Origin of the sequence: Streptomyces sp. SCSIO 75703 (genome assembly GCF_036607905.1) — a bacterium.
Classification (GTDB): Bacteria; Actinomycetota; Actinomycetes; order Streptomycetales; family Streptomycetaceae; genus Streptomyces.
The window spans coordinates 3,595,760-3,622,254 of record NZ_CP144555.1 but is presented as its reverse complement, the minus strand read 5'-3'; the positions used below and the strand labels follow the sequence as shown (position 1 = coordinate 3,622,254).

The following is a 26,495-nucleotide window of genomic DNA, read 5'->3' as shown; positions in this document are numbered from 1 at the left end:
CCGGAAGCCGGACGCACGTCTGCCAGGTGATGCCGTGACCCCGCTCCCCCGACCGTACGGGCCCCCGGAACCGCCCGGGTGCGCCGTACTCGCCCTGCCCGGCGAGATCGACTTCTGCAACGCCGCCGGGCTGCTGCCGCTCGTCCTGGCCGCCGCGGAGACCGGCACCGGCCCGCTGCGCCTGCTCGTCCTGGACCTCTCCGGCACGCGTTTCATGGACTCCCAGGGCGTCCGCCTCCTCGACGACGTGCGCCGCCGGCTGGGCGGCCGGGCCCTGCTGCGGGTCGTGGCGGCCCCGGGGAGCGTCCCGTACCGGGTGCTGGAGCTGTCCGGCCTGCGCCGCGACGTGCCGGTCCACGGGGACCTGGCGGAGGCGCTGGCGGCCGGGACCGGCACGTCACCCGCCGGGCGGCTTCCCCGCGACCGGCCGGACGAATCGCCCTAGGGTGACGGCATGGCACCGAAAACAGCGACCAACACCCGTGTCTCCCGCGCGGAGTTGCTCGACTTCGTCCGCCCCCGGCACCGGGCGGTGCTGCTGACCCGCCGGGCCGGCGGCGACCCCCAGGGCTCGCCGGTCGTCTGCGGGGTCGACGGCTCCGGGCGGATCGTGGTCTCCACCTACCCGGAACGGGCCAAGACGCGCAACGCCCGGCGGGACCCCCGGGTCACCCTCGTCGTGCTCAGCGACGACTGGGACGGCCCCTGGGTCCAGGTCGACGGCACCGCCGAGGTCGTCGACCCGCCCGACTCCGTGGAACCCCTCGTCGCGTACTACCGCGCCGTCGCCGGCGAGCACCCCGACTGGGACGCGTACCGGCGGGCCATGGCCGAACAGGGCAAGTCGCTGCTCAGGATCACACCGGATCGGTGGGGCCCGGTGGCGACGGGCGGCTTCCCGGCGCGGGTGGCGGCGGGGCGTGGCGGCGGGGACTGAGGCACGGGGACGCGAGGACGGGCGGGCTGGTGGCGGGGGTCCTGGGCCGGGGGCGAGTGAGGCGTACGGGGCCGGGGTGTACGCGGCCGGGACGGAGCGGGGAGTGAGGGGCACGGGGCCGGGGGCCGGGGCCGGTCTTCCGGTCAGGACGCGGCGGGCTTGATCAGGTAACCGGCGCCGCGACGGGTGTGGATCATCGGCTCCCGGCCCGCGTCGATCTTCCGGCGCAGGTAGGAGATGTACAGCTCGACGACGTTGGCCCGGCCGCCGAAGTCGTAGGACCAGACCCGGTCCAGGATCTGCGCCTTGCTCAGCACCCGCCGCGGGTTGCGCATCAGGAAGCGCAGCAGCTCGAACTCGGTGGCGGTCAGGTGGATGTCCACGCCGCCCCGGGTGACCTCGTGGCTGTCCTCGTCGAGGGTGAGGTCGCCGACCACCAGCACCGAGTCGGGGCGGCGGTCGGCGGCCCCGGAGCGGCGGATCAGCCCGCGCAGCCGGGCGACGACCTCCTCCAGGCTGAACGGCTTGGTGACGTAGTCGTCACCGCCCGCGGTCAGCCCCGCGATCCGGTCCTCCACCGCGTCCCTGGCGGTCAGGAAGAGCACCGGGACGTCCGGCAGACCGCGGCGCAGCCGCCCCAGCGCGCTCAGCCCGTCCATGTCGGGCAGCATCATGTCCAGCACCACCGCGTCCGGCCGGAACTCGCGGGCCGCCCGGACGGCGCCGAGCCCGTCGCCCGCGCTGCGGATCCGCCAGCCCTCGTACCGCAGGGCCATGGACAACAGGTCGGTGATGGACTGCTCGCCGTCCACCACGAGCACGCGGACGGGGCTCCCGTCCGGCCTGAGCAGTGCGGTGCGCCCCTGGGGCGCGGTCGTGGTCATGCCGGACAGGCTGCCGGGGCGCTCTGAGAGGGCTCTTGCGACACCCTGTGATTTCCCTGAGAAACGGGATGCCGACGGGCCGGGACTCAGGAGCGCCCTCCGGGCTCGGGAGCCCCGGGCGCCGTCCGGGCGGGGACCAGGCCGAACAGGCGGGCGGCGTTGTCGTGGCAGACGGCCCGCAGCCAGGCGTCGCCCAGCCCCAGCCGCTCCAGGGCCCGCAGTTGGTGCGCGTACGGGTACGGGATGTTCGGGAAGTCGGTGCCGAGCAGGACCCGGTCGCCGAGCGCCGCCAGCCGGGGCAGCGCCCGGCGCGGGAACGGCGCCAGCCGCTCGCTGAAGTCGGTGAACGCCATGGTCGTGTCCAGCCGCACCTCCGTATACCGCTCCGCCAGGCCCAGGAACTCCTCGTACTCGGTCATGCCGAGGTGGGCGACGACCAGCCGCAGCCGGGGGTGGCGGGCCAGCACCCGCGCGACGGGCTCCGGCCCGGTGTGCGCGCCGGGGGCGGGTCCGGAGCCGCAGTGGATGACGACGGGGACGCCCGCCTCGGCGAGCAGTCCCCAGGCGGCGTCGAGCCGCTCGTCGGCCGGGTCGTACGCCCCCACCTGCACGTGTGCCTTGAAGATCCGCGCCCCGTCCTCGACGGCCTCGCGGACGTACGCCTCGGCGTCCGGCTCGGGGAAGAGGGTCGCGGTGTGGAGGCAGTCGGGGGTGCGCCGGGCGAAGCCGGCGGCCCAGTCGTTGAGCCAGCGGGCCATGCCGGGCTTGTGCGGGTACAGCATGGAGGTGAAGGCCCGGACGCCGAACGCCCGCAGGAGCGCGGTGCGTTCGTCCTCCTCGTGCCGGTAGGTGATGGGCCACTCGACACCGCCGGTCAGCGGGCCGAGCGCGTCGAAGTAGCCCCAGACCTTGCGCAGCACGCGCTCGGGCATGAAGTGCGTGTGCACGTCGACGAGTCCGGGCAGGCCGAGCCCCTGCCAGAACCCGCGCACCTCCCGGACCTCACCGGGGTCGACGGGGTGGGGGGCCGCGGGGCGGGGCCGGCCGGGGTGGTGGTCCGGGTCGGCGCCCTCCGGCGCGGTGCGGTGGGCTCGGTGGCCGGCCTCACCCGGGCGGTGGTCCACCGGCGCAGCGCGGTGGGCAGCGTCGGGGGCCGCGCTCGGGGGCGTGCCGCGGTGGGCCTCACCGGGACCGGGACTCACCCGCGCGGCGTGACGGTCCTGGTGGCGGTCCTCGTCCGGGTCGGCGCCCTCCGGCACGGTGTCGTGATCACTCATGCCGTCCACGATCACCCGGCGGCGGGTGCCGGGTCCACCGTAAGGCTCAGAACAGCCCGTCCTGCACCCCGGCCGCCTCCTTGAACTCCCGAACCGGCACGGCGCACGGCCGGCCCCCGGCGGGCAGCAGCCCCCAGCCCGGCAGGAGCCGCGCGTCGAGGACGACGGCGCCGCGCTCGGTCGCCAGGTGCAGGTCCGGCCCGGCGACCGCCAGCAACTCGCCCCCGACCGCGCCGCCCGGCACCAGCTCGGTCACCTCCCCGACGGCCGCGGGGCCCTCGCCCGCCTCGGCGAGCCGGAAGGCCCCGGCGTGGTCGACGGCCCGGAAGGGCGCCGGCACCAACGACTCGGGCCGTCCGGCCAGCGCGACCGCCCGCGCGTGCAGCTCCGCGAGCTCCGCCGCCCGCTCCCCCGGCGTACCCGGCAGCGCGCCCCGCACGGCCCGTTTGCGGGCGTAGGGGACCCGGTCGGGCACGCCGAGCGCGGCACGCAGCGTCTCCTCGGTGCGGCGCGCCGCCATCAGCGGCCCCTCCCCGAGCCAGGTGAAACAGACCGCGCCCTGCTCCAGCAGCCGCGCCGGGCCCCGCGCGGAGGCGGTGATCCCGACCTTGACGAGGCCCGGCCCGAACCAGGCCAGGTACACCCGGTACGGCCGCGGGTCGTCGGCGACCGTGTCGGCGGCCACCGAGTGCGCCCGCTCCAGCCGCGCGCACTCCTCGCACCGCCCCCCGGTGCTCCGCCCCGGCACCGGCGCCCGCAGCGGACAGGGGTGCCCCCGCGCTCCCCCGCACGTCCGCCCACCCCCCTCGGCGACCGCGAAGGCCACCCTCTTCCCCCAAGTCAGCGCGGAGCGCCCGCCCCCGGCCCAGCACAGCTCAGGCCCGCGCTCCCCCCAGCGCAGCCCCGTACACGTCCACACCCGTCCCATCACCCCGAGCCTAGGGGCAGCCACCGACAACGCCGGCCGTACCGGGGGCCCGCGGCCGAAGGGCCCGGCCGGTCTACGAACCCTCCGCGCAGCGCGCCGCCGTCGGCAGACCCCGGCAGCCCCGTTCCCCGTGCGCCTGAACAGCGGCCCCGCCGACGGCCAGGAGGCAGACAGCACCGCCACGACGGCCTGGCCGGCGACGGTCCCGAAGGCCCCGGCCCGCGCGGCGACGGCCGCCGCCACCACGGCCCCCGTGCTCCACCACGCCGGACCCGGCCCACCACAGGCACCCCACGCGCCATCGGACCGTCCCGTACCGGCTGCACCGGTCGATCTCCGCTGCGTACCGTCCCCCGGCGAGGGTCGGTGTACGTGCCCACGAGCCCGGTGCTCTCTACGTCCAGACCGGTTTCTTCCTCCACCTCACGGACGGCCGTTCCCGGGAGTGAGTCGGTCATCTCCATGCCGCGGTGCGGCCGGTGCCGCGATAGCCGTCTGATCGGCTTCCCGCCCGCCCTCCGGGGCGGTTGCCGTCCAGTCACTGCCGTCAAGGCAAAGCCAGAGGCCCTGCGGACTGCTCCGCAGGGCCTCTGGACTGCTGTGCACTCGGCAGGATTCGAACCTGCAACCTTCTGATCCGTAGTCAGATGCTCTATCCGTTAAGCTACGAGTGCGTGTCTTCTTCTTCGGTTATTCCGCCGCTCCCGGTCCTTTCGGCCCGCTCGCGGCGACAGGAAGAACATTACATGACTGCCGCCGTCATGTGAAATCCATTGCCCATACCCCTTGTGACCTGCGGAGACGCCCTCCGCGAGCCCCTGCGGGCAAGGGCCCGGAAGCGCCGAAGCCCCGGCCGTGGGGCCGGGGCTTCGGTGTGCGGTGCGGAGGCGGAGGGATTTGAACCCTCGATGGGTGTTAAAACCCAAACCGCATTAGCAGTGCGGCGCCATAGACCGGACTAGGCGACGCCTCCAGACGCATCACCCTTCGCGCACGAGCGCGAGTGGTGCGTGCCGATGATGACACAGTGGAGCGGGGTGTCACCAATCGACCCCTACGGTACTGGCAGGCAGGCCGCACGGCAAAGCCCTTATGGGGGGTCCCGCAACGTCCGGCGGCCCCGCGCGTTGATCAGGGCATGGTGCAGCTCATCCCTGACTCAGCCGCCCGCCGCCTCGGCACCGTCGTGGTGTCCGTCGCCGCGCTCGCCTCCCTCTCCTCCGCCGCGTACGCCGACGCCGGGCCCTTCGCCGGGCACCGTTCCGGCCACGTCACCGGCCACGTCACCGGGCTCGGCGCCGGTCACCTCGCCGGGAGCGGCGGCGTCTGGTCGCCGGTGCCCCCGGCCCCGGGCGACGAGGCGCCGGCCGGCGATCATCTGACCATCACCGTGCGGGACGCCGGGCCCGGCGCGGACGGGTCGTACGAGCTGTACTGCCGGCCCGGCGGCGGCAGCCACCCCGATCCGGACGGCGCGTGCGCCGTGGTGGACGGGAACGCGCGCTGGGGGCAGGAGACCTTCGCGCCGGTGCCGGAGGGCAGCATCTGCACCCTCCAGTACGGGGGCCCCGCCACCGCGCACGTCACCGGGGTCTGGGACGGGCGGGCGGTCAACGCCACGTACGACCGCAGCAACGGCTGCGAGATCTCCCGCTGGGACCGCATGGTGCCGCTGCTGCCCGACCTGCGCGCACCGGGGGCGGGGGCGTAGCGGCGGGGCCGGGGCGCCGGGCACAGGGGGGGCGTACCGGACCGGTCCGCGCGCCCCGGCGGGCGTCCGGTGGCGCCGTCTGCCTCATCTCGTCGTGCGACCTCTCTCTCATCCCGCGCCGCACTCCGTGGCCCAGCGCATAGACTCCCTCGCGTGACACGCCGCGAGCCGGTTGGCAAGATGGCCCAGGCGGTCGGCAAGTGCGGTAACCAGGAGGGAAGCGTCTCGTGAGCAGCAGGCCATCCCGAGGCGCTGCTCGCCTCGCAGCCATACTGGACGCCCTGCCGGACGCGTTGCTACTGGTCAACGCCAACGGCACCGTCGTCAACGCCAACTCCATCGCCCTGGAGGCGTTCGAGGCGCCGGGCACGGCGCTGGTCGGACGCGGGCTGCTGGACCTGCTGCCGCAGTTCGACTCGCGGCTCATCCCCGGTTCCATGCGCCGTCCGGACCACGTCGACCCCCGGGCGCGCACCAAGCCGACGCGGATGGTCGCCCGCCGCACCGACGGCAGCGAGTTCCCCGTCGAGGTCGCCAGCGCCAACCTGGAGAACGGCCAGCAGGCGTACGACGGTTCCGGCTACACCGGCGACGAACTGCTGATGCTCGTCGTCCGCGACCTCTCCGGCACCGTCGACACCGAGGCCGAGCTGGCCCGCTCGCAGCGCCAGACGGAGATGATCCTGCGGGCCGCCTCCGAGGGCGTCGTCGGCACCGACACCGACGGGCGGATCGTCCTCGTCAACCCGGCCGCCGCCCAGATCCTCGGGTACCGGGCGAGCGACCTCGGCGGACGCGAACTGCACACCCTCGTCCTGCACTCCCGCGCCGACGGCTCCCCCTTCCCGTACGCCGAGTCGCCGCTGGCCGACACGCTGCGCTCCGGGCGCAAGCACCGGGTGCGCGGGCAGGTGCTGTTCTCCAAGAGCGGCGACCAGCTCCCCGTCGACCTGACGACCGCGCCGGTCCGGGACGGCGACCAGCTCGTCGGCGCCGTGATGACCTTCACGGACCGGCGGCCCCACGACGAACTCGTCAAGGAGCACGAGGAGGCCGAGCGGCGGCACGCCGGGGAACTGGAGCGGCTCGCCGAGGAACACGCCTCCGAGCTGACCGCGCTGCGCCTCCAGCACCTCTCCGAGATCGAGGGCCTGGAGGAGGCGCACGCCGAGGAACTGGCCGCCCACGAGGACCGCTACGCCGCCCTCGGCGAACGCGAGAAGGACCGTTACGAGGCCCTCGCCGCCCGGCACGACCAGCTCCTGACGCTGCTCGCCACCTCCCTGCGCGGCCCCCTGGAGGAACTGCGCCACGAACTGGCCGCGCTCGCCGCCGACGACGCCGGGCAGCTCTGGCCCGAGGCCAACCAGGTGCTCCACCACCTGACCGCCGGCTACTCGCGGATCACCACCCTCATCGACAACGTCCTCGGCTACCAGCGGCTCGACACCGGCGCCGAGACCGTCGCCCGGACGAAGGTCATGCTCGACGCGGTCGTCGCCGCGGGCGTCGACGGCGCCGTGGAGCTGATCGGTCCGGGCCGGGTGCAGTTCGCCGTGCACGCGCCGCCCATCGAGGCCGAGGTCGACCCCCGGCTGCTCGCCACCGCGCTCGCGCACCTGATCGCCGATGTGGCGGGCGTGGACGCGACCGGCAACACGCAGGGGTCGGCGGGCGGTTACCTGGACAACACGGTCGTCGTGGCGGCGGCGCAGCGCGGCGAGGTCGTCCGCATCGAGGTGCGCGGCCCGCACGCCGGCGGCGACCCGGTGCACGAGCCGATCGTGCGCGGCATCGTGCGCGCGCACGGCGGGGTGCTCCAGACGCACGAGGTGCCGGGCATGAGCGGCAGCGCCTATGTCCTGGAGGTGCCGATCGGCGGCGGCGCGGGCACCGTCGCGCCCACCGCGGCACCGGCCGCCGCCGCGATCGAGGCCGGCCCGGCCACCGCGCCGGAGGCGGCGGGAGCGGCCGTGGCCGTGGTTCCGGGCGCCATCCCGGGGGCGGCTCCGGGCGCGGTCCCCGGTGCGGCCCCGGGCGTGATCCCTGGTGCGGCTCCGGGCGCGGTCCCCGGTGCGGCTCCGGATGCGCATCCGGTCGGCTCAGGGGCTGCCGGTGCTTCGGTGGCCGCGGGTGCCGAGGGTGCCGAGGGTACGGCCCCGGGTGTGGTGGACGTGCCCGAGGGCGATACCGGGCACGTTCCGGCCGGAGGCGGGCGGCGGCGGGCGCGGCGGTCCTCCGTCGACGCCTTCCTGGAGAGCGAGGTGGGGGGCGCGTCCGGCGAGGGCGAGGCCCCGGCCGCCGGTCCCGGGACGGAGGGCGCCGTGCCGACCGGGCGGCGCCGTCGCCGGGCGGCCGGCCAGGAGACGGCGCCGGTCCCGGCCCAGGCGGCGCCGGGCGAGGGTTCCGGCGGTACGGGGCGGCGGCGCGGCCGGCCCGCGGAGGACACGGGCGCTTCCGGCGTGCCGGCGCTCCCGGCGGTGGCCGGTGTGTCCGAGGGGGCCGTCGTCACGGCCGCCGAGCACGCGGCGGGTGCCGCGGCCTCCAACACCGGGCTCGGCGGCACCGTGCCCCCGCAGGGCGTTCCCGCGCCCGCGCAGGGTGTGCCGGCCGGGACCGGGCAGCGGGCGCGGCAGGCCGACGGCGCGCAGCACGCGCTGCCCCCGGCCCTGCCCGCGCAGGCCGGCGAGCCGGTCCCGGCCGAGGGCGCGCAGCCGACCGGACGCCGGCGCCGCGCGCTGGCCTCCGCGAACGAGCGGGCCGCCGCACAGGAAGCGGCCCCCCGCCAGGTCTTCGCCCTGCCGCCCGCCGAGGCGGACCGGCCCGCCGAGGCCCCGGCGGAGCCGGGCGCGGGCACGGACGGTTCCGTGGCGCCCGGGGGCGCCGTGGGCGCGCCGGGTGCGGGCGGTGCGGCCGGTCCCGCGGCTGCGGTGACCGGTCCCGCCGGTGCGGTCGGGGCGCCGCTGCCACCCGTCCCCGGGCCCACCGGGCAGGTCCCGGTGCCCGGGCAGGCCCCGGGTCCGGTGCCCGTGCCGGGCCAGGCGCCCGTACCCGGTCAGGCTCCGGCTCCGCTTCCGGCGGGGCAGACGGGCCGGGTCCCGATGCCCGGAACGGCGGCGCCCGGGGGACAGGCGGGGCCCATGGGTCCCGTGCCGCCCATGGGGCAGGCGCCCGTGCCGGCGGGCGGGCTTCCGCTGCCCGCGCCGGCCACCCCCGGTGCCACCCCGGGCCACGACGGACAACACGACGTCGTCCCGCACGACCAGGACGACGACCACACACCGCCGCAGCCCCACCCGACCGAGGCCCCGACGGGGCGCCGTCGCCGGGCCGTGGCCGCCCCGCCCGCCGGCCCCGCCCCCGTACCAGCGGCTCCGGCGGCTCCGGCGCAGTCCGTACCGGCACCGGACGCTCCCGTGGCCCCCGCCGGGCCGCCCCCGGCCGCCCAGCCGGCCCCCGCCGCGCAGGCCGTCCCGGCGCCGCAGCCGTGGCCCGCCACCGCCGACACGCCGGACGCCGGCACCCCCGTACCGCCGCGGGACGCCACGGGCCCCGCGCCCCGGCCCGCCGCCGCGGCGCCCGCGCCGGCCGCCCCCGCCCCGGCCCTCACGCCGAGCCGGGGCACCCCGCTGCCACCGGAGAACACGACCCGCGCGGCCCAGCCCCTCCCGGCGGAAGCCGCGGCTCCGGCGGACGCCCAGGCGACGCAGGGCCGGGCGATCAGCGTGCGGACGCTCGGCCAGGGCGTGCCCTTCAACCGCCAGGCCGTGCAGGTGCAGCAGCCGTCGGCCACGCCCGCCCCGCAGCAGCCGGGCGGCTCCGGACGGCGCCGCAAGCTGGGTACCCCGCCCGACCCGGCCGCCGGGCGTCCCGAGCAGGCGGCGCGTCCGCAGCGTCCGGGCACCATCCAGCCGCAGCCGCAGGTCCAGGCGCCCGCGCAGGGGCCGGAGACACCGCCGCCGCCGTCGCTCGGGGGGCCGCAGGGCCGTCCCGTTCCGGCGGGCGAGGGCCCCGGACGGTCGTACGCCATAGGGGCACCGGACGAGAACGCCGCCGAGGGTCCCGAACCGCTGGACGGTCCCGGCGGTGCCGTGGAGGTGGCGGACCCGCCGCGTCCGCAGCCGCTGGACGACGAACTCCCCCCGGAGCCGCTGGACAACCCGCGCCGCCTCCTGGTCTGGCCCGCGCCGGACGTCTCCACCCAGCAGGCGCTGAGCGACCGCGGCTACCGGCCGGTGATCGTGCACTCCCGCGAGGAGGTCGACGCGCAGATCGCGGCGTTCCCGGCCGCGCTGTTCGTGGACCCGCTGACCGGGCCGATCACGCGGACCGCGCTCCAGTCGCTGCGGCAGGCGGCGGTCGCCGCCGAGGTACCGGTGCTGGTCACGGCCGGGCTCGGCCAGTCCTCGCGCGACGCCGCCTACGGCGCCGACCCCGCCGTCCTGCTCAAGGCGCTCGCGCCCCGGGACAGCGAACAGCACCCGCCGCGCGTCCTGCTTATCGAGGAGCACGCGGAGATCGCGCTCGCCCTCACCGCGACGCTGGAACGGCGCGGGATGCAGGTGGCGCGTGCCGCCGACGACACCGACGCGGTGGCCCTGGCCGGGCACTTCCGGCCGAACCTGGTCGTCATGGACCTCATGCAGGTGCACCGGCGCCAGGCCGGGATCGTGGACTGGCTGCGCGCGAACGGGCAGCTCAACCGCACCCCCCTGGTCGTCTACACCGCCGCCATAGGTCCGGCCGACCTGCCGCGGCTGGCGTCCGGGGAGACGGTGCTGTTCCTGGCGGAGCGTTCCACCAGCGACGAGGTGCAGACCCGGATCGTCGACCTGCTCTCCCGCATCGGGACCAACTGACCCCGCTCCCGCCGCGGGCGATGCGCGCGGCGGGAGCGGGGCCGGAGGGTCGCGGGCGGGGCGCGGCCCGCGCAGCCGTTCCCGTCGGGGAGCGGACCACCCGGGGCGGGCGGCCCCGTCAGAGCCGGGTGATGTCCAGGTCCCCGTCGGCGTACCGGCGGCGCAGCACCTTCTTGTCGAACTTGCCCACGCTGGTCTTCGGCACCGCCTCGATGATCGTCCAGCGCTCCGGGAGCTGCCACTTCGCGATCTTGCCCTCCTCGGCGAGGAAGGCGCGCAGGGAGGCGAAGTCGGCGGTGGAGCCCTCCTTGAGGACGACGGTGGCCAGCGGGCGCTCGCCCCACTTGTCGTCCGGGACGGCGACGACGGCGGCCTCCGCGACCTCCGGGTGCGACATCAGGGCGTTCTCGAGTTCGACGGAGGAGATCCACTCGCCGCCGGACTTGATGACGTCCTTGGCCCGGTCGGTGAGGGTGAGGTACCCGTCCGGGGAGATGGTCCCCACGTCGCCGGTCTTCAGCCAGCCGTCCTCGCCGAACTTGTCGGCGGGGCGCAGCGGCTCGGCGTCGGGTCCGTTGTAGTAGGCGCCGGCGATCCAGGGGCCGCGGACCTCCAGTTCGCCGGCGGACTCGCCGTCCCAGGGGAGGCGTTCGCCGCCGGGTCCGGTGAGGCGGGCCTCGACGCCGGCCGGGAAGCGGCCCTGTGTGACGCGGTACGCGAACTCCTCGTCGGTGCCGACGGCGTGGGCCGGCGGCCGGGCCACGGTGCCGAGCGGGGAGGTCTCGGTCATGCCCCAGGCGTGGCAGACGCGCATGCCCAGCTCGTCGAAGGCCCGCATCAGGGAGGGCGGGCACGCGGAGCCGCCGATGGTGACCTGGGTGAGGGACGAGACGTCGCGCGGCCGTGCGGTCAGTTCGGCGAGCAGTCCCTGCCAGATGGTGGGCACGGCGGCGGCGTGCGTCGGCCGCTCCGCCGCGATCATCTCGGCGAGGGGCACGGGCTGGAGGAAGCGGTCCGGCATCAGCATGTTGACGCCGGTCATGAAGGTGGCGTGCGGGAGCCCCCAGGCGTTCACGTGGAACTGCGGGACCACCACGAGGGACGTGTCCCGGTCGGTCAGCCCCATCGACTGCGCCATGTTGACCTGCATGGAGTGCAGGTAGATGGAACGGTGGCTGTACACCACGCCCTTGGGGTCGCCGGTCGTGCCGGAGGTGTAGCACAGGGCCGCGGCGCTGCGTTCGTCCGGCTCGGGCCAGTCGTAGGTGTCCGGCTTCCCGGCGATCAGGTCCTCGTACTCGTGCACCGGGACGCCGGCGCCGTCGAGCGGGGAGCGGTCACCCGGCCCGGCGACGACGATGTGCTCGACCGTCTTCAGGTGCGGCAGCAGCGGCGCGAGCAGGGGCAGCAGCGACCCGTTGACGATCACGACCCGGTCGGCCGCGTGGTTGACGATCCAGGCGAGCTGTTCGGCGGGGAGGCGGAGGTTGAGGGTGTGGAGGACCGCGCCCATCGAGGGGATGGCGAAGTACGCCTCGACGTGCTCGGCGTTGTTCCAGGCGAGGGTGGCCACCCGGTCGTCGTCGCGGATGCCGAGGTCCTCGCGCAGGGCGTGTGCCAGCCGGGCCGCGCGGGCGCCGATCTCGGCGAAGGAGCGGCGCTGCGGCTCGCCCTCACCGGTCCACGTGATCACCTGGGAAGTGCCGTGGATCGTCGACCCGTGGGTCAGGATCCTCGATATCAGCAGTGGTACGTCCTGCATCGTGCTCAGCACGGTGTCCTCCCGGGGCGACATTGCCTACGCGGCGGTAAGGGTTGCGCCGATTCTGCGCACATACCGCGCGGTATGTCACTAGGTCCGGGTGATCGATCACCTGCGGGAACCCCTCGGACTCGCACACCATACCGTCACATATCACCCCATCATCGAATAAACCCCAGCTCAGCGTCCTCGCGGAGCTTGCCGAGCGCCCGGGACACCGCCGACTTCACGGTGCCGACGGAGACCCCGAGGACTTCGGCCGTACGGGCCTCGCTCAGGTCCTCGTAGTAGCGCAGGACGACCATCGCCCGCTGCCGGGCGGGCAGCCGCATGACCGCCCGCCACATCGCGTCCCGCAGCGCCTGCCGCTCCGCCGGGTCGTCCCCGCAGGGCAGCGGGTCGGGCTCGGGCAGCTCGTCGCAGGCGAACTCGTCGACCTTGCGCTTGCGCCACTGCGAGGTACGGGTGTTCAGCAGCGCCCGGCGCACGTAGCCGTCGAGGGCGCGGTGGTCCTCGATGCGCTCCCAGGCCACGTAGGTCTTGGTGAGCGCGGTCTGCAGCAGGTCCTCCGCGTCGCTCGGGTTCGCGGTGAGCGACCGGGCGGTGCGCAGCAGCACCGGCTGCCGGGCCTCGACGTACGACGAGAACGAGGGGTACGGCACGGTCCGCGTCACCGCCGTGGCGGCCTGGGAAGCGCTGGTGCAGACGGGTGTGGTCATGTCTCCACGCTATGAGCGGGCCCCTGTGCGGCGGATCGGCCGCAGGTCCCGAAGCGGAGTCCGCCTCAGGTTGTAGGGGTGGGGCAGGCTCCACCTCCTCTGGGTGGACGGGGGGAGCGGGGTGCGTACGGGTTCACCCCTGAGGGTGGTGCGGGGGCAGGCCCCCTTGCGCTCCCCGGGCCGGCCGGGCCGGGGCTCGACCGCGCGGGGCTCGCGGCGCCCCGGCCCCGGACGGGAGGGCGGCGCGAGATCGGTACGGGAGGGATACGGGACGACGTCCGGGCGGCGCGGTGCGGACGGCGCCCGGGGAAACGGTGCGGACGGCGTCCGGAGAACGCGGCACGGGAAGACGTCCGGGCGACGGTACCGGAGCACCGCCGCCCGGACGTCCTGCGACCCCGTGAAGCACCCGGGCGGAGAACGAGGGACCGGCGCCGGAGCGTGGACGCCGGCCCTCAGCTCACCACCAGAGCGGGGAGAAGCTGACGGCGACGTTCGCGTTGCCCTGGTTGACGGCGGTGAAGGCGGAGCCGTCCACCTGCGCGGTGTTGCTCTGGTTCGAGGCGCCGGAACCGACCGCCTGCTGCTGCGTGGTGGCCGAGTTGCCGGAGTTGTCCCTGCCGACGCCGCTGCCGAGGATGCCCGAGTACGCCTCCGAGGCGGTCGCGCGCGATCCGTCGTCCGCGAGGGCGCCGCTGTCGGCCGTCGCGATCCCGCCGAAGAGGGCGGCGGCCAGCGGCAGGGCGGCGACGGCGGCGACGACGCGGGCGGTACGGATGCTTGCCATGTTGTTCCTCCAGAACAAGGTGCGCACCGGCTTCCTGCCGACGGCGCGAGAAGTGGGAAAATGACGGCTGACACTGTGAACGAGCTTGTGTGCCAAGGCAGTTGGCCGACCGCCTCGGCGTGTGGACGACGTCGCACGACCAGGCTGCCCCTCGCTCCCCGGGCGAACCACCCGGACACCGTGATTCGCCCTCAAGCGTGAGGGACATGCCGATAAACCCCTTCACACCCCTTGTCCTGCCACCAGGGGGCACTTCCGGCATCACCGCCCCAAGCACCGCAAGAGGTGAAGCGTTCCGGCACCTCGCCGCCCCCTCCACCGATCCCGGTGCGCCCCGCGCGAGCCCCCTTCCTTTTTTCGAACGTACGTACGACCATGGGGGCATGGCCCCCACCGGCCGGCAGGCCACCACGCCCGCCCTCGCGCACGCACTCGCCGCCGCCGACCGCGGCCTGGCCGTCCTCCCGCTGTCCCGGACGAAGCTCCCGGCCCTGCGTTCCCCGCACCGCGACGCCCCGGACGCGAGCCCCTGCCGCGGCGAGTGCGGCCGCTTCGGGCACGGCGTGCACGACGCCTCGGCCGACCCCGTCCGGGTCCGCCGGCTCTTCGCCGCCGCCCCCTGGGCGACCGGCTACGGCATCGCCTGCGGGCGGCCCCCGCACCACCTGATCGGCATCGACGTGGACACCGTTCCGGGCCCCGGCGCCTCGGCCGGCCTGCGGGAACAGGCGCTGCGGCGGCTGTTCGCGATACCGCCCACGGTGGTCGTCCGCACCCCGAGCGGAGGCCGTCACCTGTGGCTGACCGGGCCGCCCGGCGTCGCCGTCCCCAACTCGGCGGGCCGTCTCGCACCCGGCGTCGACGTCCGCGGCACCGGCGGCTACCTCGTCGGCCCCGGCTCCCGCACCCGGCGCGGCACGTACACCGTCGCCCCCGGCACGGCCCACCTGGCCCCGGCGGCCTGCCCGTCCACCCTGCTCCACCTCCTCGTCCCGCCGCCCCGCACCGTCTCCCCGGCGGACGGCGGGCACGGCGGCGGCCTCGTCCGCTTCGTACGGGCCGCCCACGCCGGGCAGCGCAACACCCGCCTGTTCTGGGCGGCCTGCCGCGCCTACGAGAACGGCCTCGGACCCGCCCTGCGCGCGCCCCTGATCGCCGCCGCGCTGCACACCGGCCTGACCGAACGGGAGGCCCGCGCGACCCTCGCCTCGGCGGCCCGCCTGACCGCCCGGCAGCCCTGACCGCCCGTCCCGGGGCACCGCGGTGCCCCCACGCCCACGACATGCCTCCGCCTCCTCCGTCCGGTCCGGGAACGGCCGGCCACCGGGTCCCTGCGCGGAACCCGGGCGCCGGACCCGGGGCCCCGGGTATGCCTGGTCACCTGGTCACCTGGTCACCTGGTTGTCCGGTGGCCGTGTCGCCGGATCGCCGGGGCCTCTGGCCGCCGGGTCCCGGGGCCGTACCTGCCCGGCCGCTCCCGCCGGCGCCTCACCCTCGCCGCCGGGGCACCGGCATCGGGCGGGGCCGACTCGCTGGAGGACTACCCGGCCCCGGCCCTCAGGCGACCGGCGCACCGGGGCGCCCACGCCCGCCGCCGAGCGCTCCCCACCTGCGGACGGGCCCCTCGCCCCGCACCTGCGGCGGCACCGCCGCCCCGTACGCCGGAGCCGCCCCTTCCGGTCACCGGTCCGGAGGTCCGCAGGGGGGTGGCGGCACCCGTACGGCGCGCGCCGCTGCCCGCGCCCCCGTACGGCCCGGCCGACACGGGCCCGGCCGCCACCGACGCGCGATGAGCGCGCGTACCGGCCAGCCCGGGTCGGCATCGGCTCAGCCGGTCCCGTTGGCACCGAGACGCGGGCGGCGTGCGTCCAGGCGGCCGGGCCGGCATCGGCTCGGAGAGGCGGGACGCAGCCGGTCCCCTGTCACCGGCGCACGGCCGACGCACGTACACGCCGCCCCGGCCGCCGTCGGGCTCGGCGCGGCGGGGCTCAGCCCCGGTCCCGCTGCCACCGACGCACGGCCGGCTCGCGCACAGGCAGCCCGGCCGCCGTCGGCTCGGCGAGGCGGGGCTCAGCGGTCCGCGGGCCCGGAGGCGGCCGGGGACGGTCGGCGGGCCGGCGGCTGCCGGGCCCGCCGGGTCATGTCAGGGCCGTGCCGGTGCCCCGGCCCGGTCCGGGGGCTCCTCGCGCCAGGCGCTGACGCCGAGCGTGCCCGTGGTGCCCAGGTCGAGATGGGGCGTCACCGTGACCGGCGCGGCGCCGTCGCGGGCGCGGACCCTGACGTAGGGCACGGTCACCGCCTCGCCGAACTCCGTGGTGTTGCGCCACATCAGGCCCGCCGTGGCGGCCTCGCCCGGCTTCAGCGTCACCGGCCGGGGCGGGTCGTCGAACCCCGTCACGAGCGCGACGCCCTTGCCGCCCTCCACGATCCGGATGCCCTCGACCGGCTGGTGGGCGGAGTCGAGCAGGTCGAGCAGGGGGTAGCCCTCGACGGCGTACGGACGGGTGCCGCAGTTCTCCAGGTGGAGTCCGACGACGCGCAGTCCCGCGGCGGCGTCGCCGTCGTCGGCGGTCAGCCGGAGCCCGGAGGCCGGGCACGTGCCCGCGGCGGCGGGAGCCTGCGCGGTCGGCACCCGCTTCACGTCACTGACGCCGATCCGGTCGAAGCCGAGAAGGGGCGCGTTCTCCTCCACGGTCCGCCGCAGCGTGCCCCCGGCCTCCACCTCGACGACCGCCCGGTGCGTGCGGGAGTGGGCGGGCTCCTGTGCGGAGTGGAAGCCGAAGGTGATGGTGTAAGTGAACGCTTCCTTCTCGGGGTTGGTCACCGTGTACGTGACCGTGCAGCGGGGCCGGCCCGCGTCCACCGGCTCGCCGGGTGCGGGAAGGGTGTCCGCCGTGACGGAGACGTCCCCGGGGCGGGCCGCGCCGGGGCGTTCGCCGTCCGCCCCGCCGTCCGGTCCGGGCGACTCGCCCGAACCGGGCGAGGACCCGCCCGCCGGCACCCCCGACACACCGGTGATCCGCACCCCGTCCACCTCACCGCTCACCGGAGCCCCGGCGGCGTCCACGGTCACGACCGCACCGCACCGCACCGCGGCCTCGGTCGCACCGGTCTCCCCGCCCCCTCCTCGCCCGGCGGTCTGGGTACCGCAGGCACCGAGCACGAGGGAGGCGAGCAGGGCGCCGGTGACCACGAAAGGCTTCGGGGTACGCATCGCCCCACCCCACCAGCACTCCCCGCGCACGACCGTGACGGAAGCCACTCCTCCGGTCACAGCCCTGTCACAGCGACACGCCGCGCCCCGCTCCGGGGGCCGGGCCGCGGGCACCGTACGCGCCCCCGCACGGCCGGCCGGGCCCGTCCGGACCGGCCCCGGCAGCGGTCGCGCCGACCCCGCCGGACCCCTTCGTCGTCAACGCCGGGGCACCGGACGGCGGAACTCCACCGTTCGGTTGACCCGGCGCGCCGCGACTCCTCATGGGAAGTGATGAAAGACGGCGGACACCCCGGCCGTGGTGATCCGTTCTCCTTTCAGCGTCAGGTCTCCTTTGCTTGACTCCGGTGCGTGTGCAGCGAATTACGGCAAGTGCGCCCATTGGTCATGTTCTGGAGGGAGATTCCGGCATGAACAGCAGGAGGAGAGGGCCGGTCGTCGCGGAACCCGCACCCGGAGAAGGGCTGCTCAGCCCGCCCGGAGGAAGAGCGGGCCGCCGATCGCTCCGCGGAGGACCGGCCGCACGACGCGCAGGTGCCGCGGGGCATACCGCGGCGGAATCCGGAGGGGCTGAATGACCGCCGCAGTTCGCCATCGCCCGGCACGGCACAGAAGACGCCCGAGACGCTCGTTCATCGGCCTGCTGGTGATGGCGCTGATCCTCACGGCGGGCGCGGTCGTGACACCGCTCGTCACCGCGTCGCGGACCCAGGCCGCACCGGGGGGCCCGTTCGACCCGGCCGACCCGACGGTCTTCGTCGGCCAGGAGATACCGACCCGCCTCTACAAGGCGGTCACGGGGGCCTCGGGCAGCGTCACCTTCCATCCCGAGGGCGCCGCCTCCCCCCTCACCTACAACGCCATCGGCTACAACACCGCCGACAACTACCTGTACGGGGTCGGCGGCACGACGGGCAGCGGCATCCCGCCCGCCTCGGTCATCCGGATCGGCCAGGGCGGCGTCGTCACGCGCGTGGGCACGGAGACCGTGCCGGGCGGCGCCAACTGGGGCGGCTTCGCCTCCGACGGCAACCTCTACGTCGGAGGTGCCGGGAACGCCACCGCCCACCGGATCAACCCCGTCAACGGCAAGGTCCTCGCGACCATCGCGCTGTCCGCGCCCCCCACCGCCAACGACCTCACCTTCGCCGACGGCTACTTCTGGGGCGGCACCAACGACGGCCGCATCGTGCGCGCCGACCTCCTCGGCGCGGGCGCGACCAAGGCGGTCACGTACTTCACGGCGCCGTTCCTGCCGCCGGCCCCGTACGGCGCGGCCTGGACGTTCGGCAACGGCAACATCGGGGTGTCCGACAACGTGACCGGAAAGGTCACCCAGTTCAGGATCACCAACCCGGGGGCGGCGAACCCCACGTTCACCCTCGTCTCGACCTCGCCCGGCCCGGCGAGCGGCAACAACGACGGCGCGGCCTCGCCCGGCCTGCCGACGGACTTCTCGATCGTGAAGACGGGCCCCGAGCAGTTCAAGCCCGGTTCCACCGTGACGTACACGCTGAAGGTGAAGAACAACGGGCCCGGCAACTCCAGCGGTTACACGGTGACCGACACCGTCCCGGCGCCGCTGACGAACGTCAGGACCACGACGGCGGGCTGCTCCGTCTCCGGGAACGCGGTGACCTGCGTGGGCGGGCGCACCCTCGCCGGGACCGAGAACACCGTCACCGTGACCGCGGACAGCCCCGCGGGCATGACCGGCTGCGTCACCAACACCGGCGCGGTCCTCGCCAACGAGCAGGACCCCGGGGCGGGCGACAACCAGTCCTCGGTGACGAGCTGTGCCGTGGAACCCGCCCTCACGGTGAAGAAGACGGCCGCCCCCGGCACGGTGAACGCGGTCGGGCAGAAGCTGACGTACTCCTTCCTGCTGACCAACACCGGCAACGTCGACCTGGCCGACCCGGGCGTCACCGAGACGGCCTTCTCCGGCACCGGTACGCCGCCGGCGATCGACTGCCCGGCCGGTCCGCTGGCCGTGGGCGCGTCCCTGACCTGCACGGGCACCTACACCGTCACCCAGGCCGACCTGGACGCGGGCTCCGTCGAGAACACCGCGACCGGACACGGTACCGCGCCGGACGAGACCACGCCGACGACGTCCCCGCCGGACTCGGCGACGGTCGACGTGGCGGCCGAACCGGCGCTGAAGGTCGTCAAGTCCGGTCACAGCAGCCGCCCGGACGAGCTGGTCGCGGACGAGGAAGTGACGTACCGCTTCGTCGTCACCAACACCGGCAACGTCACGATCAAGGACGTCAGGGTCCAGGAAGGCGACTTCACGGGCGCCGGTGCTCCGCCGGCCGTGGACTGTCCCGCCGACCGGGCCGCCGCCCTGGCCCCCGGTACGCAGATGACGTGCACGGCCACCTACACGGTGACGCAGGCCGACGTGGACGCCGGCTCGATCACCAACTCGGCCACGGCCACCGGCACCCCGCCCTCCGGCGAACCCCCGGTCTCCCCGCCCTCCGAGGTGACCGTCCCGGCGCCGTCCGACCCCGCGCTGAAGGTGGTCAAGTCCTCCTCCGCCGGCGCGCTGGTCGCGGGCGAGGACATCACGTACCGCTTCGTCGTCACCAACACCGGCAACGTCACCCTGACCGATGTCCAGGTCGACGAGGGCGAGTTCACCGGCCACGGTGACCTGGACGCCGTGACCTGTCCGAGCGGGGCCGCCTCGCTCGCGCCGGGTGCCTCGGTGACCTGCACCGCCGGTTACACGGTGACGCAGGCCGACGTGGACGCGGGCTCGGTGAAGAACACCGCCACCGCCACCGGCACCCCGCCCTCCGGTGAACCCCCGGTCTCCCCGCCCTCCGAGACGACCGTGAAGACCGACGACGACCCCGGCCTGTCCGTGGTCAAGTCCGCCTCCAGCAGCGAGGCCGGCAAGCTGGTCATCGGCGAGGAGATCACGTACGAGTTCGCCGTCGAGAACACCGGGAACGTCACGCTCGAGGACGTCAGGGTCGACGAAGGCGACTTCAGCGGGCACGGCACGCTCGGCGCCGTGGTCTGCCCCGCCGGGGCAGCGTCCCTGGCCCCCGGCGAGACGGTGACCTGCACCGCGGCCTACGAGGTCACCCAGCAGGACATCGACGCGGGGTCGATCACCAACTCGGCGACGGCCACCGGTACTCCGCCGCGCGGCGAACCCCCGGTCTCCCCGCCCTCCGAGACGACCGTCCCCGCGCCGTCCGCCCCGCGGCTGAAGGTGACCAAGTCGGCTTCCGGCGACAGGCTGACGGCCGGTGAGGAGATCACGTACAGCTTCGTCGTCACCAACACCGGCAACGTCACGCTCAAGGACGTCAAGGTCGACGAAGACGACTTCGACGGCAAGGGCACCCTCGGCGACGTCGTCTGCCCGGCCGGGGCCGCGTCCCTGGCCCCCGGCGCCAGCGTCACCTGCACCGCCGACTACAAGGTCACCCAGGCCGACGTGGACGCCGGCTCGGTGAAGAACACCGCCACCGCCACCGGCACCCCGCCCACCGGCGAACCCCCGGTCTCCCCGCCGAGCGAGGTCACCCTCACCGAGCCGCCGGCGCCCGCGCTGGCGGTGGTGAAGTCCGCCTCCGCCGAGGAACTGACGGCAGGTGAGGAGATCACGTACAGCTTCGTCGTCACCAACAGCGGCAACGTCACGCTGACCGATGTCAAGGTCGACGAAGGCGACTTCGACGGCAACGGCACCCTCGGCGACGTCGTCTGCCCGAAGGACGCCGCATCCCTCGCTCCGGGGAAGACGGTCGTCTGCACCGCCTCCTACACGGTCACCCAGGCCGACGTGGACGCGGGCTCGGTGAAGAACGGCGCCACCGCCACCGGCACCCCGCCGCGCGGCGAACCGCCGGTCTCCCCGCCCTCCGAGACGACCGTGAAGACCGACGACGACCCCGGCCTGTCCGTGGTCAAGTCCGCCTCCACGGCGAACCCGGCCGTCGGGGACGAGATCACCTATCGGTTCGCCGTCACCAACACCGGCAACGTCACGCTCAAGGACGTCAAGGTCGACGAAGGCGACTTCGACGGCAAGGGCACCCTCGGCGACGTCGTCTGCCCGGCCGGGGCAGCGTCCCTGGCCCCCGGCGAGACCGTGACCTGCACCGCGACCTACGAGGTCACCCAGCAGGACGTGGACGCCGGTTCCCTGACCAACGCGGCGACCGCCACCGGCACCCCGCCGCGCGGCGAACCGCCGGTCTCCCCGCCCTCCGAGACGACGGTGACCCCGCCGCAGGAGCCCGGCCTCTCCCTGGTCAAGACCGGCCACAGCAGCGAGCCCGGCAAGCTGGTTCTCGGTGAGGAGATCACGTACGACTTCGTGGTCACCAACACGGGCAACGTCACGCTCAAGGACGTCAAGGTCGACGAAGGCGACTTCGACGGCAAGGGCACCCTCGGCGACGTCGTCTGCCCCACCGCTGAGGCCGCCTCGCTCGCTCCCGGCACGTCGATGACCTGCACCGCCGGTTACACGGTGACCCAGGAGGACATCGACGCGGGCTCGATCACCAACTCCGCGACCGCCACCGGCACCCCGCCCACCGGCGAACCCCCGGTCTCCCCGCCGTCCGAGACGACCGTCCCGGCGCCGGAGGAACCCGCCCTGGCGGTGGTCAAGACCGCCTCCGCCGACAAGCTGGTCGCCGGCGAGGAGATCACCTACCGGTTCGCCGTCACCAACACCGGCAACGTCACGCTGAAGGACGTGACGGTCGACGAGGGCGACTTCGACGGCAAGGGCACCCTCGGCGACGTCGTCTGCCCGAAGGACGCCGCATCCCTCGCTCCGGGGAAGACGGTCGTCTGCACCGCCTCCTACACGGTCACCCAGGCCGACGTGGACGCGGGCTCGGTGAAGAACGGCGCCACCGCCACCGGCACCCCGCCGCGCGGCGAACCGCCGGTCTCCCCGCCCTCCGAGACGACGGTGACCGCGCCCGACGAGCCCGGCCTGTCGGTGGTGAAGTCCGCCACCGGCGGCACGGCCGAGAACCTGGTCGCCGGCGAGAAGATCACGTACGGCTTCACGGTGCGCAACACCGGCAACGTCACGCTCGAGGACATCAAGGTCGAGGAAGGGGGCTTCACCGGCAGCGGCAAGCTGGAAGCCGTGAACTGCCCCGCGGAAGCGGCGTCCCTGGCCCCCGGAGCCACGGTCACCTGCACGGCCGCCTACACGGTCACGCAGGCCGACGTGGACGCGGGCACGGTCACCAACTCGGCCACGGCCACCGGCACCCCGCCGCGTGGCGAACCGCCGGTCTCCCCGCCCTCCGAGGTCACCGTGCCGCAGGAGCCGAAGCCCGCCCTGGCGGTGGTCAAGTCGGCCGGCACGGAGAACCCCGGCAAGCTGGTCGCCGGTGAGGAGATCACCTACCGGTTCGCCGTCACCAACACCGGCAACGTCACGGTCAAGGACGTCAAGGTCGAGGAAGGGGACTTCACCGGCAGCGGCAAGCTGGGCGCCGTGAGCTGCCCGGAGGAAGCGGCGTCCCTGGCGCCCGGGGCCACGGTCACCTGCACGGCCGCCTACACGGTCACGCAGGCCGACGTGGACGCGGGCACGGTCACCAACTCGGCCACGGCCACCGGCACCCCGCCCTCGGGCGAACCCCCGGTCTCCCCGCCCTCCGAGGTCACCGTGCCGTCCGGCGGCCAGGCCCGGCTGGCGCTCACCAAGACGGCCGACGTCACCGACGCCGACCGCGACGGCCGGACCGGTGCCGGGGACCGCGTCGAGTGGAAGCTCCAGGTGGCCAACCAGGGCACCCTGACCGTCACCGACATCACGGTCTCCGACCCCACCGCCGGTGACGTGACCTGCCCGAGGACCAGCCTGGCGCCGGGCGAGACGATGGAGTGCACCACCCGGGCGCACACCATCACCGCCGAGGAGGCCGCGAACGGAAAGGTCGTCAACACCGCGACCGCCTCCGGCCGGGCCGGCACCACCGAGGTGACCTCACCCGAGGCCACCGCGACCGTCGACGCCACACCGGACGACCCCGCGGCCCCCGGCGTGCCCGCCAAGCCCGCCGCTCCGAAGCCGTCCGGCGGACTCTCCGGCATCATGGCCCGCACCGGCACCACCGTGTTCGGCGTGGCAGCCATGGCCGCCGGCCTGCTGGTCGTCGGCGCGGCGGCCCTGGCCCTGACAAGGCACCGCCGCCGCACCACCTGACGACCCGCCCCGGGCACTGTCGGTGACCAAGGGTGGGTACGGCTCCCCGAGCCGTACCCACCCTCCACCCATGCCCACCCGCCAACCGGCAACCGGCAACCGGCAACCGGCAACCAACGGAAACGCCAACGGCCCCCGACCGTCATACCTGGTCAGGGGCCGTTCAGCCGTGCGGTGGGTGTGGGATTTGAACCCACGGTGGCTTGCGCCACGACGGTTTTCAAGACCGTTCCCTTAGGCCGCTCGGGCAACCCACCCCGGCACCGCCCACCTGGGGCGGAGCGGGCTACAGCCTACCGGTCCCCGGCCTCGCCCGGGGGCGCGGTCCACGGGGCTCTTCCGCCCGCGAGCAGGGGACGCCTGGGGTTCCGGTCGCCTTCCCGGCGAGTTTCCGGGATCCGCGGTGCCGATCGCCGGTCTGGGTGATCATCGGTCTGCGTGTGCCGCCGTCGCCGTCGCGGGCCCCGCCGCCCGTGGCGGAGGCCGGGCGGCGCACGCCCACGTCGACTCCGCGAGAAGGCTGTGAGGCTGTGTCCGTCACGTTCGCCACCTGCACCTACCGGTACCGGCGGGGCCCCGTCGTCCTCGACCGGCTCAGCTTCGGCTTCCCCGCGGGGCGGACGGTGCTCCTGGGCCCGAACGGGGCCGGCAAGACCACGCTCCTGGCCCTGGCCGCCTCCGTGCTGAAGCCCCGTACCGGCACCGTCGCCTTCGCCGGACTCGACCCGGCGATACGCGCTCAACTGCGCGTCTACCGACGCCGGGTCGGCTGGATGCCCCAGCACATCACCCCCGTCCCCGGCATGACGTGCCGCGAACAGGTCGCGTACGCCGGATGGCTCAAGGGCATGTCGCGGGGGCGAGGCGTGGGACGCGGCCGTCGGGGCGCTGGACCGGGTGGGGCTCGCCAGAAAGGCCGATGAGCCGGCCTCGGCGCTGTCGGGCGGGCAGCTTCGGCGCGTCGGCGTGGCACAGACGCTGGTCCACGCGTCCCGCCTGGTCCTCCTGGACGAGCCGACGGCGGGCCTCGACCCCGCGCAGAGAGGCGTCTTCCGCAGGGTGGTCGAGGAACTCTCGGAGACGGCCGACGTGATCGCCTCCACCCATCAGACCGAGGACCTCTCCGAGGTGTACGACCACGTCGTGGTCCTGGCGGAGGGGACGGTCCGTTTCAGCGGCACGGTGCGGGAGTTCCGCGCCCAGGCGCCGCCGGACACCGCTCCGGGCCGCTGGGCCGAGGGCGCCTACGCGGCGGTGCTCGGCGGGGGTGAGGCGTGGTGATGTTCCGTTTCCCTCCGCGCGCCCGCTCGGCCGTCCTCGCCGCGCCGCCGCTCCTGGGCGTCGTCCTCCTCTACGTCTTCTCGGCGGAGGTGTCCGGGAACCTGGACGGCTACTGGGCGTCCGCCACCGCGAAGGCGGCCTCGACGCTGATGTTCATCGCTCCGGTGACCGCGGCGTGCGCCGCCTGGGAGGCCGGAAGGCTCCGCCGTGCCGGGATCGGGGCCGGGGCTCCCGCCCGCAACGGGTGGCGGATCGGCGCGGCGGCCCTCGCACCGGTCGCGGCCCTGGGCTTCCTCGCCCTGGGGGTGGCCCTCGCGGGGGTGCGGCTGCAGATGGAGTCGCCCGCGGGGTGGCCCGGCCTCTCCGTCCTCGCCTCCGCGGCGGTCGTCCTGGTCGCCCACACCCTGGCCGGGTACGCGGTCGGCATGTGGGTGCCCGTGGTGGCCGCCGTGCCGGTGGTGCTGGTCGGGGACTACCTGTGGAACGTCTACCCGGCCGCGCTGGAGCCGCTGTGGCTGCGCCACCTCACGGGGCCGGCGTTCGGCTGCTGTATGAACACCGCCGTCGCCGACCCGGCGGGCATCGCGGCCCCCGCGCTCCTGGCCGTGGGCCTGGCCGCGCTCGCCGTGGCCGCCGTGGCCGTTTCCCCGCACGCCCCGCGCCTGGGCGTCCTCCCCGGCTCCACCGCGTACGCCGGTGGCGCGGTGGCCCTGCTCACCGCGGTGGCGACCACCACCGGGAGCGTCGCCCTTGTGGACGGGCTCGGCGCCGACGCGGTCCGGGCGCGCCCCGCGTCCGACCTCGTCTGCGCCACTGCCGAGGGGACCCGGGTGTGCGTGTGGTCCGAGCACCGGTCCCGTCTGGCGGAGACCGCCGGCATCGTGACCACGGCCGTCGCGGGGCTCGGCGGTGTCGGGATCGACGCACCGGACGTCGTCACCGAGGACGGCCGACGGCACCCCGCGAATCGCTGGACGGTCACGGTCCGGCAGGATCCGGGCTTCACCGGGGAGGACATCCGGGCCGGGCTCGTCTCGGACCTCACCCACCTCCTGGTCGGCACCGGCGCGGGGGCGGGCCGGGGGACCTGCCCGGCGGACCCGGCCGCCGTCGAGCGGGCGGTCGAAGCGGAGGACTCTCTCCGCGCCTGGCTCTCCGTGCACGCCGGGACGAGCGAGGAGGAAGCCCGGCACCGCGCCGGGCCCCGTGTGTGGGAGTCTGTCGCGCCCGTGCTCGCCGACGGCGCAAGACCGCAGGAGGACTGGTACCGCTCCGCCCTCGCACGGGCCCGGTGCATGCCGCGATGACCTGGTGGCTCCACACGCGCCGCGTCGCCCTGCTGATGGGGGTGACCGCCGGTTTCTGGGCCGTCGTCCTCGCCGTCGGCGACCGTGGTGTCCCGCTGCCGCAGTTGGGGGGCGCGACCTCGGTGAGCGTCCCCTTGGTCCTCCTCACCCCGCTGGCACCGGCCGTCGCCCTGAACGCCTGTCACGGTTCGCCCCCGTCCGTCGAGTCGGCGGCGGTCCGGCGGGCCGCCGCCCTCGACGCGCTGCTCGCCGCCGCGGTCGTGGCGCTGACGGCCGTCGTGGCGTTCCCCTTCGCGGCCGGGTGGATCAGCGAATTCGACGGTTCCACGGCGGAGGCGGCCGTCCGCAACCTGGCCTGCTACACCGGGCTGGCCCTCCTCGGCAGGACGGTCCTCGGGGATCACGCCTCGACCGTGCTCCCGGCGGTGGCGGCCCTGGTGGTCTCGGTCTTCGGCTACGGGCCCGACGGGTCGGCGCACTGGTGGGCCTGGCCGGCGGCCGGGACGTCCGACGCCCTGTCCTGGGCGGGGTCCGCCGCCCTCCTCGCCGTCGGCCTGTGGCGCACCGCCCGGGGGGATCTTCCGCGCCGCTGACGGGCGGGCGCCGTCCCGTCTCCGGCGG

The 26,495-nt window shown here is 75.2% G+C and carries 17 protein-coding genes, 3 tRNA genes and 2 pseudogenes; 11 read left to right on the top strand and 11 right to left on the bottom strand.

Going from position 1 to position 26,495, the window contains the following annotated elements:
* Positions 1–34 precede the first annotated feature (34 nt).
* Positions 35–445: an STAS domain-containing protein gene (locus tag VM636_RS15800; RefSeq protein WP_051821308.1), complete on the top strand. Its 411-nt coding sequence runs from the start codon at positions 35–37 to the stop codon at positions 443–445.
* 9 nt (positions 446–454) lie between these two features.
* Positions 455–937, top strand: coding sequence for a PPOX class F420-dependent oxidoreductase (locus tag VM636_RS15795; protein WP_030420141.1), 483 nt, complete (start codon positions 455–457; stop codon positions 935–937).
* A gap of 143 nt (positions 938–1,080) precedes the next feature.
* Here the strand turns inward: VM636_RS15795 and VM636_RS15790 are convergent, their stop codons facing one another.
* The 6 genes and pseudogenes from VM636_RS15790 to VM636_RS15765 form a co-directional block, all read right to left on the bottom strand.
* Positions 1,081–1,821 (bottom strand): response regulator transcription factor, encoded by a 741-nt coding sequence (locus tag VM636_RS15790; RefSeq protein ID WP_030420140.1) that lies wholly within the window; start codon positions 1,819–1,821, stop codon positions 1,081–1,083.
* 86 nt (positions 1,822–1,907) lie between these two features.
* A complete protein-coding gene (locus VM636_RS15785) occupies positions 1,908–2,813 on the bottom strand; it encodes an amidohydrolase family protein (protein WP_053913099.1) in 906 nt (301 codons plus the stop codon).
* Positions 2,814–3,144: 331 nt separating this feature from the next.
* The gene (locus VM636_RS15780; RefSeq protein WP_030420138.1) at positions 3,145–4,026 is read right to left on the bottom strand and encodes a DUF2797 domain-containing protein; all 882 of its coding nucleotides are present in this window, start codon (positions 4,024–4,026) and stop codon (positions 3,145–3,147) included.
* Between the two features lie 356 nt (positions 4,027–4,382).
* A pseudogene (locus VM636_RS15775) lies at positions 4,383–4,493 on the bottom strand (NUDIX domain-containing protein); the annotation flags it as partial.
* A gap of 134 nt (positions 4,494–4,627) precedes the next feature.
* A tRNA-Arg gene (locus VM636_RS15770) sits at positions 4,628–4,700 on the bottom strand.
* A 208-nt stretch (positions 4,701–4,908) separates the two neighbouring features.
* Positions 4,909–4,999, bottom strand: a tRNA-Ser gene (locus VM636_RS15765).
* A gap of 165 nt (positions 5,000–5,164) precedes the next feature.
* Here VM636_RS15765 and VM636_RS15760 point away from each other — a divergent pair.
* On the top strand, positions 5,165–5,737 hold the full coding sequence (locus VM636_RS15760) for an SSI family serine proteinase inhibitor (protein ID WP_053913069.1): 573 nt from the start codon (positions 5,165–5,167) through the stop codon (positions 5,735–5,737).
* 227 nt (positions 5,738–5,964) lie between these two features.
* Positions 5,965–10,596 (top strand): PAS domain-containing protein, encoded by a 4,632-nt coding sequence (locus tag VM636_RS15755; protein ID WP_338484903.1) that lies wholly within the window; start codon positions 5,965–5,967, stop codon positions 10,594–10,596.
* A 118-nt stretch (positions 10,597–10,714) separates the two neighbouring features.
* Here the strand turns inward: VM636_RS15755 and VM636_RS15750 are convergent, their stop codons facing one another.
* The 3 genes from VM636_RS15750 to VM636_RS15740 all read right to left on the bottom strand — a co-directional run bounded on the left by VM636_RS15750 (position 10,715) and on the right by VM636_RS15740 (position 13,864).
* Positions 10,715–12,391 (bottom strand): long-chain fatty acid--CoA ligase, encoded by a 1,677-nt coding sequence (locus VM636_RS15750; RefSeq protein ID WP_030420135.1) that lies wholly within the window; start codon positions 12,389–12,391, stop codon positions 10,715–10,717.
* Positions 12,392–12,519: 128 nt separating this feature from the next.
* Positions 12,520–13,077: a SigE family RNA polymerase sigma factor gene (locus VM636_RS15745; protein ID WP_030420134.1), complete on the bottom strand. Its 558-nt coding sequence runs from the start codon at positions 13,075–13,077 to the stop codon at positions 12,520–12,522.
* Between the two features lie 460 nt (positions 13,078–13,537).
* Entirely contained in the window at positions 13,538–13,864 is a 327-nt protein-coding gene (locus VM636_RS15740; protein ID WP_030420133.1) for a hypothetical protein, read from the bottom strand.
* A 383-nt stretch (positions 13,865–14,247) separates the two neighbouring features.
* Here VM636_RS15740 and VM636_RS15735 point away from each other — a divergent pair, with 383 nt between their 5' ends.
* A complete protein-coding gene (locus tag VM636_RS15735; RefSeq protein WP_030420132.1) occupies positions 14,248–15,105 on the top strand; it encodes a bifunctional DNA primase/polymerase in 858 nt (285 codons plus the stop codon).
* A 902-nt stretch (positions 15,106–16,007) separates the two neighbouring features.
* Here VM636_RS15735 and VM636_RS15730 read toward each other — a convergent pair.
* Positions 16,008–17,078 carry a DUF4232 domain-containing protein gene (locus VM636_RS15730; protein ID WP_338484900.1) on the bottom strand — a complete coding sequence of 357 codons (1,071 nt, stop codon included), beginning with the start codon at positions 17,076–17,078 and terminating at the stop codon, positions 16,008–16,010.
* 574 nt (positions 17,079–17,652) lie between these two features.
* Between VM636_RS15730 and VM636_RS15725 the strand changes: the two genes are divergently transcribed.
* The gene (locus tag VM636_RS15725; protein ID WP_338484898.1) at positions 17,653–23,286 is read left to right on the top strand and encodes a hypothetical protein; all 5,634 of its coding nucleotides are present in this window, start codon (positions 17,653–17,655) and stop codon (positions 23,284–23,286) included.
* Between the two features lie 172 nt (positions 23,287–23,458).
* Here the strand turns inward: VM636_RS15725 and VM636_RS15720 are convergent.
* Positions 23,459–23,543: transfer RNA gene (locus VM636_RS15720), tRNA-Ser, on the bottom strand.
* Positions 23,544–23,816: 273 nt separating this feature from the next.
* Between VM636_RS15720 and VM636_RS15715 the strand changes: the two genes are divergently transcribed.
* From VM636_RS15715 to VM636_RS15695, 5 genes and pseudogenes are all read left to right on the top strand, one after another.
* On the top strand, positions 23,817–24,209 hold the full coding sequence (locus VM636_RS15715) for an ATP-binding cassette domain-containing protein (protein WP_338484896.1): 393 nt from the start codon (positions 23,817–23,819) through the stop codon (positions 24,207–24,209).
* A pseudogene (locus VM636_RS15710) lies at positions 24,184–24,249 on the top strand (hypothetical protein); the annotation flags it as partial. The gene VM636_RS15715 and the pseudogene VM636_RS15710, both read left to right, overlap by 26 nt.
* A gap of 3 nt (positions 24,250–24,252) precedes the next feature.
* Positions 24,253–24,567 (top strand): AAA family ATPase, encoded by a 315-nt coding sequence (locus VM636_RS15705; protein WP_338486382.1) that lies wholly within the window; start codon positions 24,253–24,255, stop codon positions 24,565–24,567.
* Positions 24,567–25,874, top strand: a complete 1,308-nt coding sequence (locus VM636_RS15700; protein ID WP_338484894.1) for a hypothetical protein — start codon at positions 24,567–24,569, stop codon at positions 25,872–25,874. The genes VM636_RS15705 and VM636_RS15700 overlap by 1 nt, the downstream gene beginning before the upstream one ends.
* The gene (locus VM636_RS15695) at positions 25,871–26,467 is read left to right on the top strand and encodes a hypothetical protein (protein WP_199809376.1); all 597 of its coding nucleotides are present in this window, start codon (positions 25,871–25,873) and stop codon (positions 26,465–26,467) included. The genes VM636_RS15700 and VM636_RS15695 overlap by 4 nt, the downstream gene beginning before the upstream one ends.
* Positions 26,468–26,495 lie beyond the last annotated feature (28 nt).

Bases quoted from the DNA above. Each gene is read 5' to 3' on its own strand.
- VM636_RS15745 (WP_030420134.1), bottom strand. From the start codon at position 13,077: ATGACCACACCCGTCTGCACCAGCGCTTCCCAGGCCGCCACGGCGGTG.
- VM636_RS15760 (WP_053913069.1), top strand. From the start codon at position 5,165: ATGGTGCAGCTCATCCCTGACTCAGCCGCCCGCCGCCTCGGCACCGTC.
- VM636_RS15790 (WP_030420140.1), bottom strand. From the start codon at position 1,821: ATGACCACGACCGCGCCCCAGGGGCGCACCGCACTGCTCAGGCCGGAC.
- VM636_RS15795 (WP_030420141.1), top strand. From the start codon at position 455: ATGGCACCGAAAACAGCGACCAACACCCGTGTCTCCCGCGCGGAGTTG.
- VM636_RS15700 (WP_338484894.1), top strand. From the start codon at position 24,567: ATGTTCCGTTTCCCTCCGCGCGCCCGCTCGGCCGTCCTCGCCGCGCCG.
- VM636_RS15750 (WP_030420135.1), bottom strand. From the start codon at position 12,391: ATGTCGCCCCGGGAGGACACCGTGCTGAGCACGATGCAGGACGTACCA.
- VM636_RS15695 (WP_199809376.1), top strand. From the start codon at position 25,871: ATGACCTGGTGGCTCCACACGCGCCGCGTCGCCCTGCTGATGGGGGTG.
- VM636_RS15725 (WP_338484898.1), top strand. From the start codon at position 17,653: ATGACCGCCGCAGTTCGCCATCGCCCGGCACGGCACAGAAGACGCCCG.
- VM636_RS15740 (WP_030420133.1), bottom strand. From the start codon at position 13,864: ATGGCAAGCATCCGTACCGCCCGCGTCGTCGCCGCCGTCGCCGCCCTG.
- VM636_RS15735 (WP_030420132.1), top strand. From the start codon at position 14,248: ATGGCCCCCACCGGCCGGCAGGCCACCACGCCCGCCCTCGCGCACGCA.
- VM636_RS15780 (WP_030420138.1), bottom strand. From the start codon at position 4,026: ATGGGACGGGTGTGGACGTGTACGGGGCTGCGCTGGGGGGAGCGCGGG.
- VM636_RS15730 (WP_338484900.1), bottom strand. From the start codon at position 17,078: ATGCGTACCCCGAAGCCTTTCGTGGTCACCGGCGCCCTGCTCGCCTCC.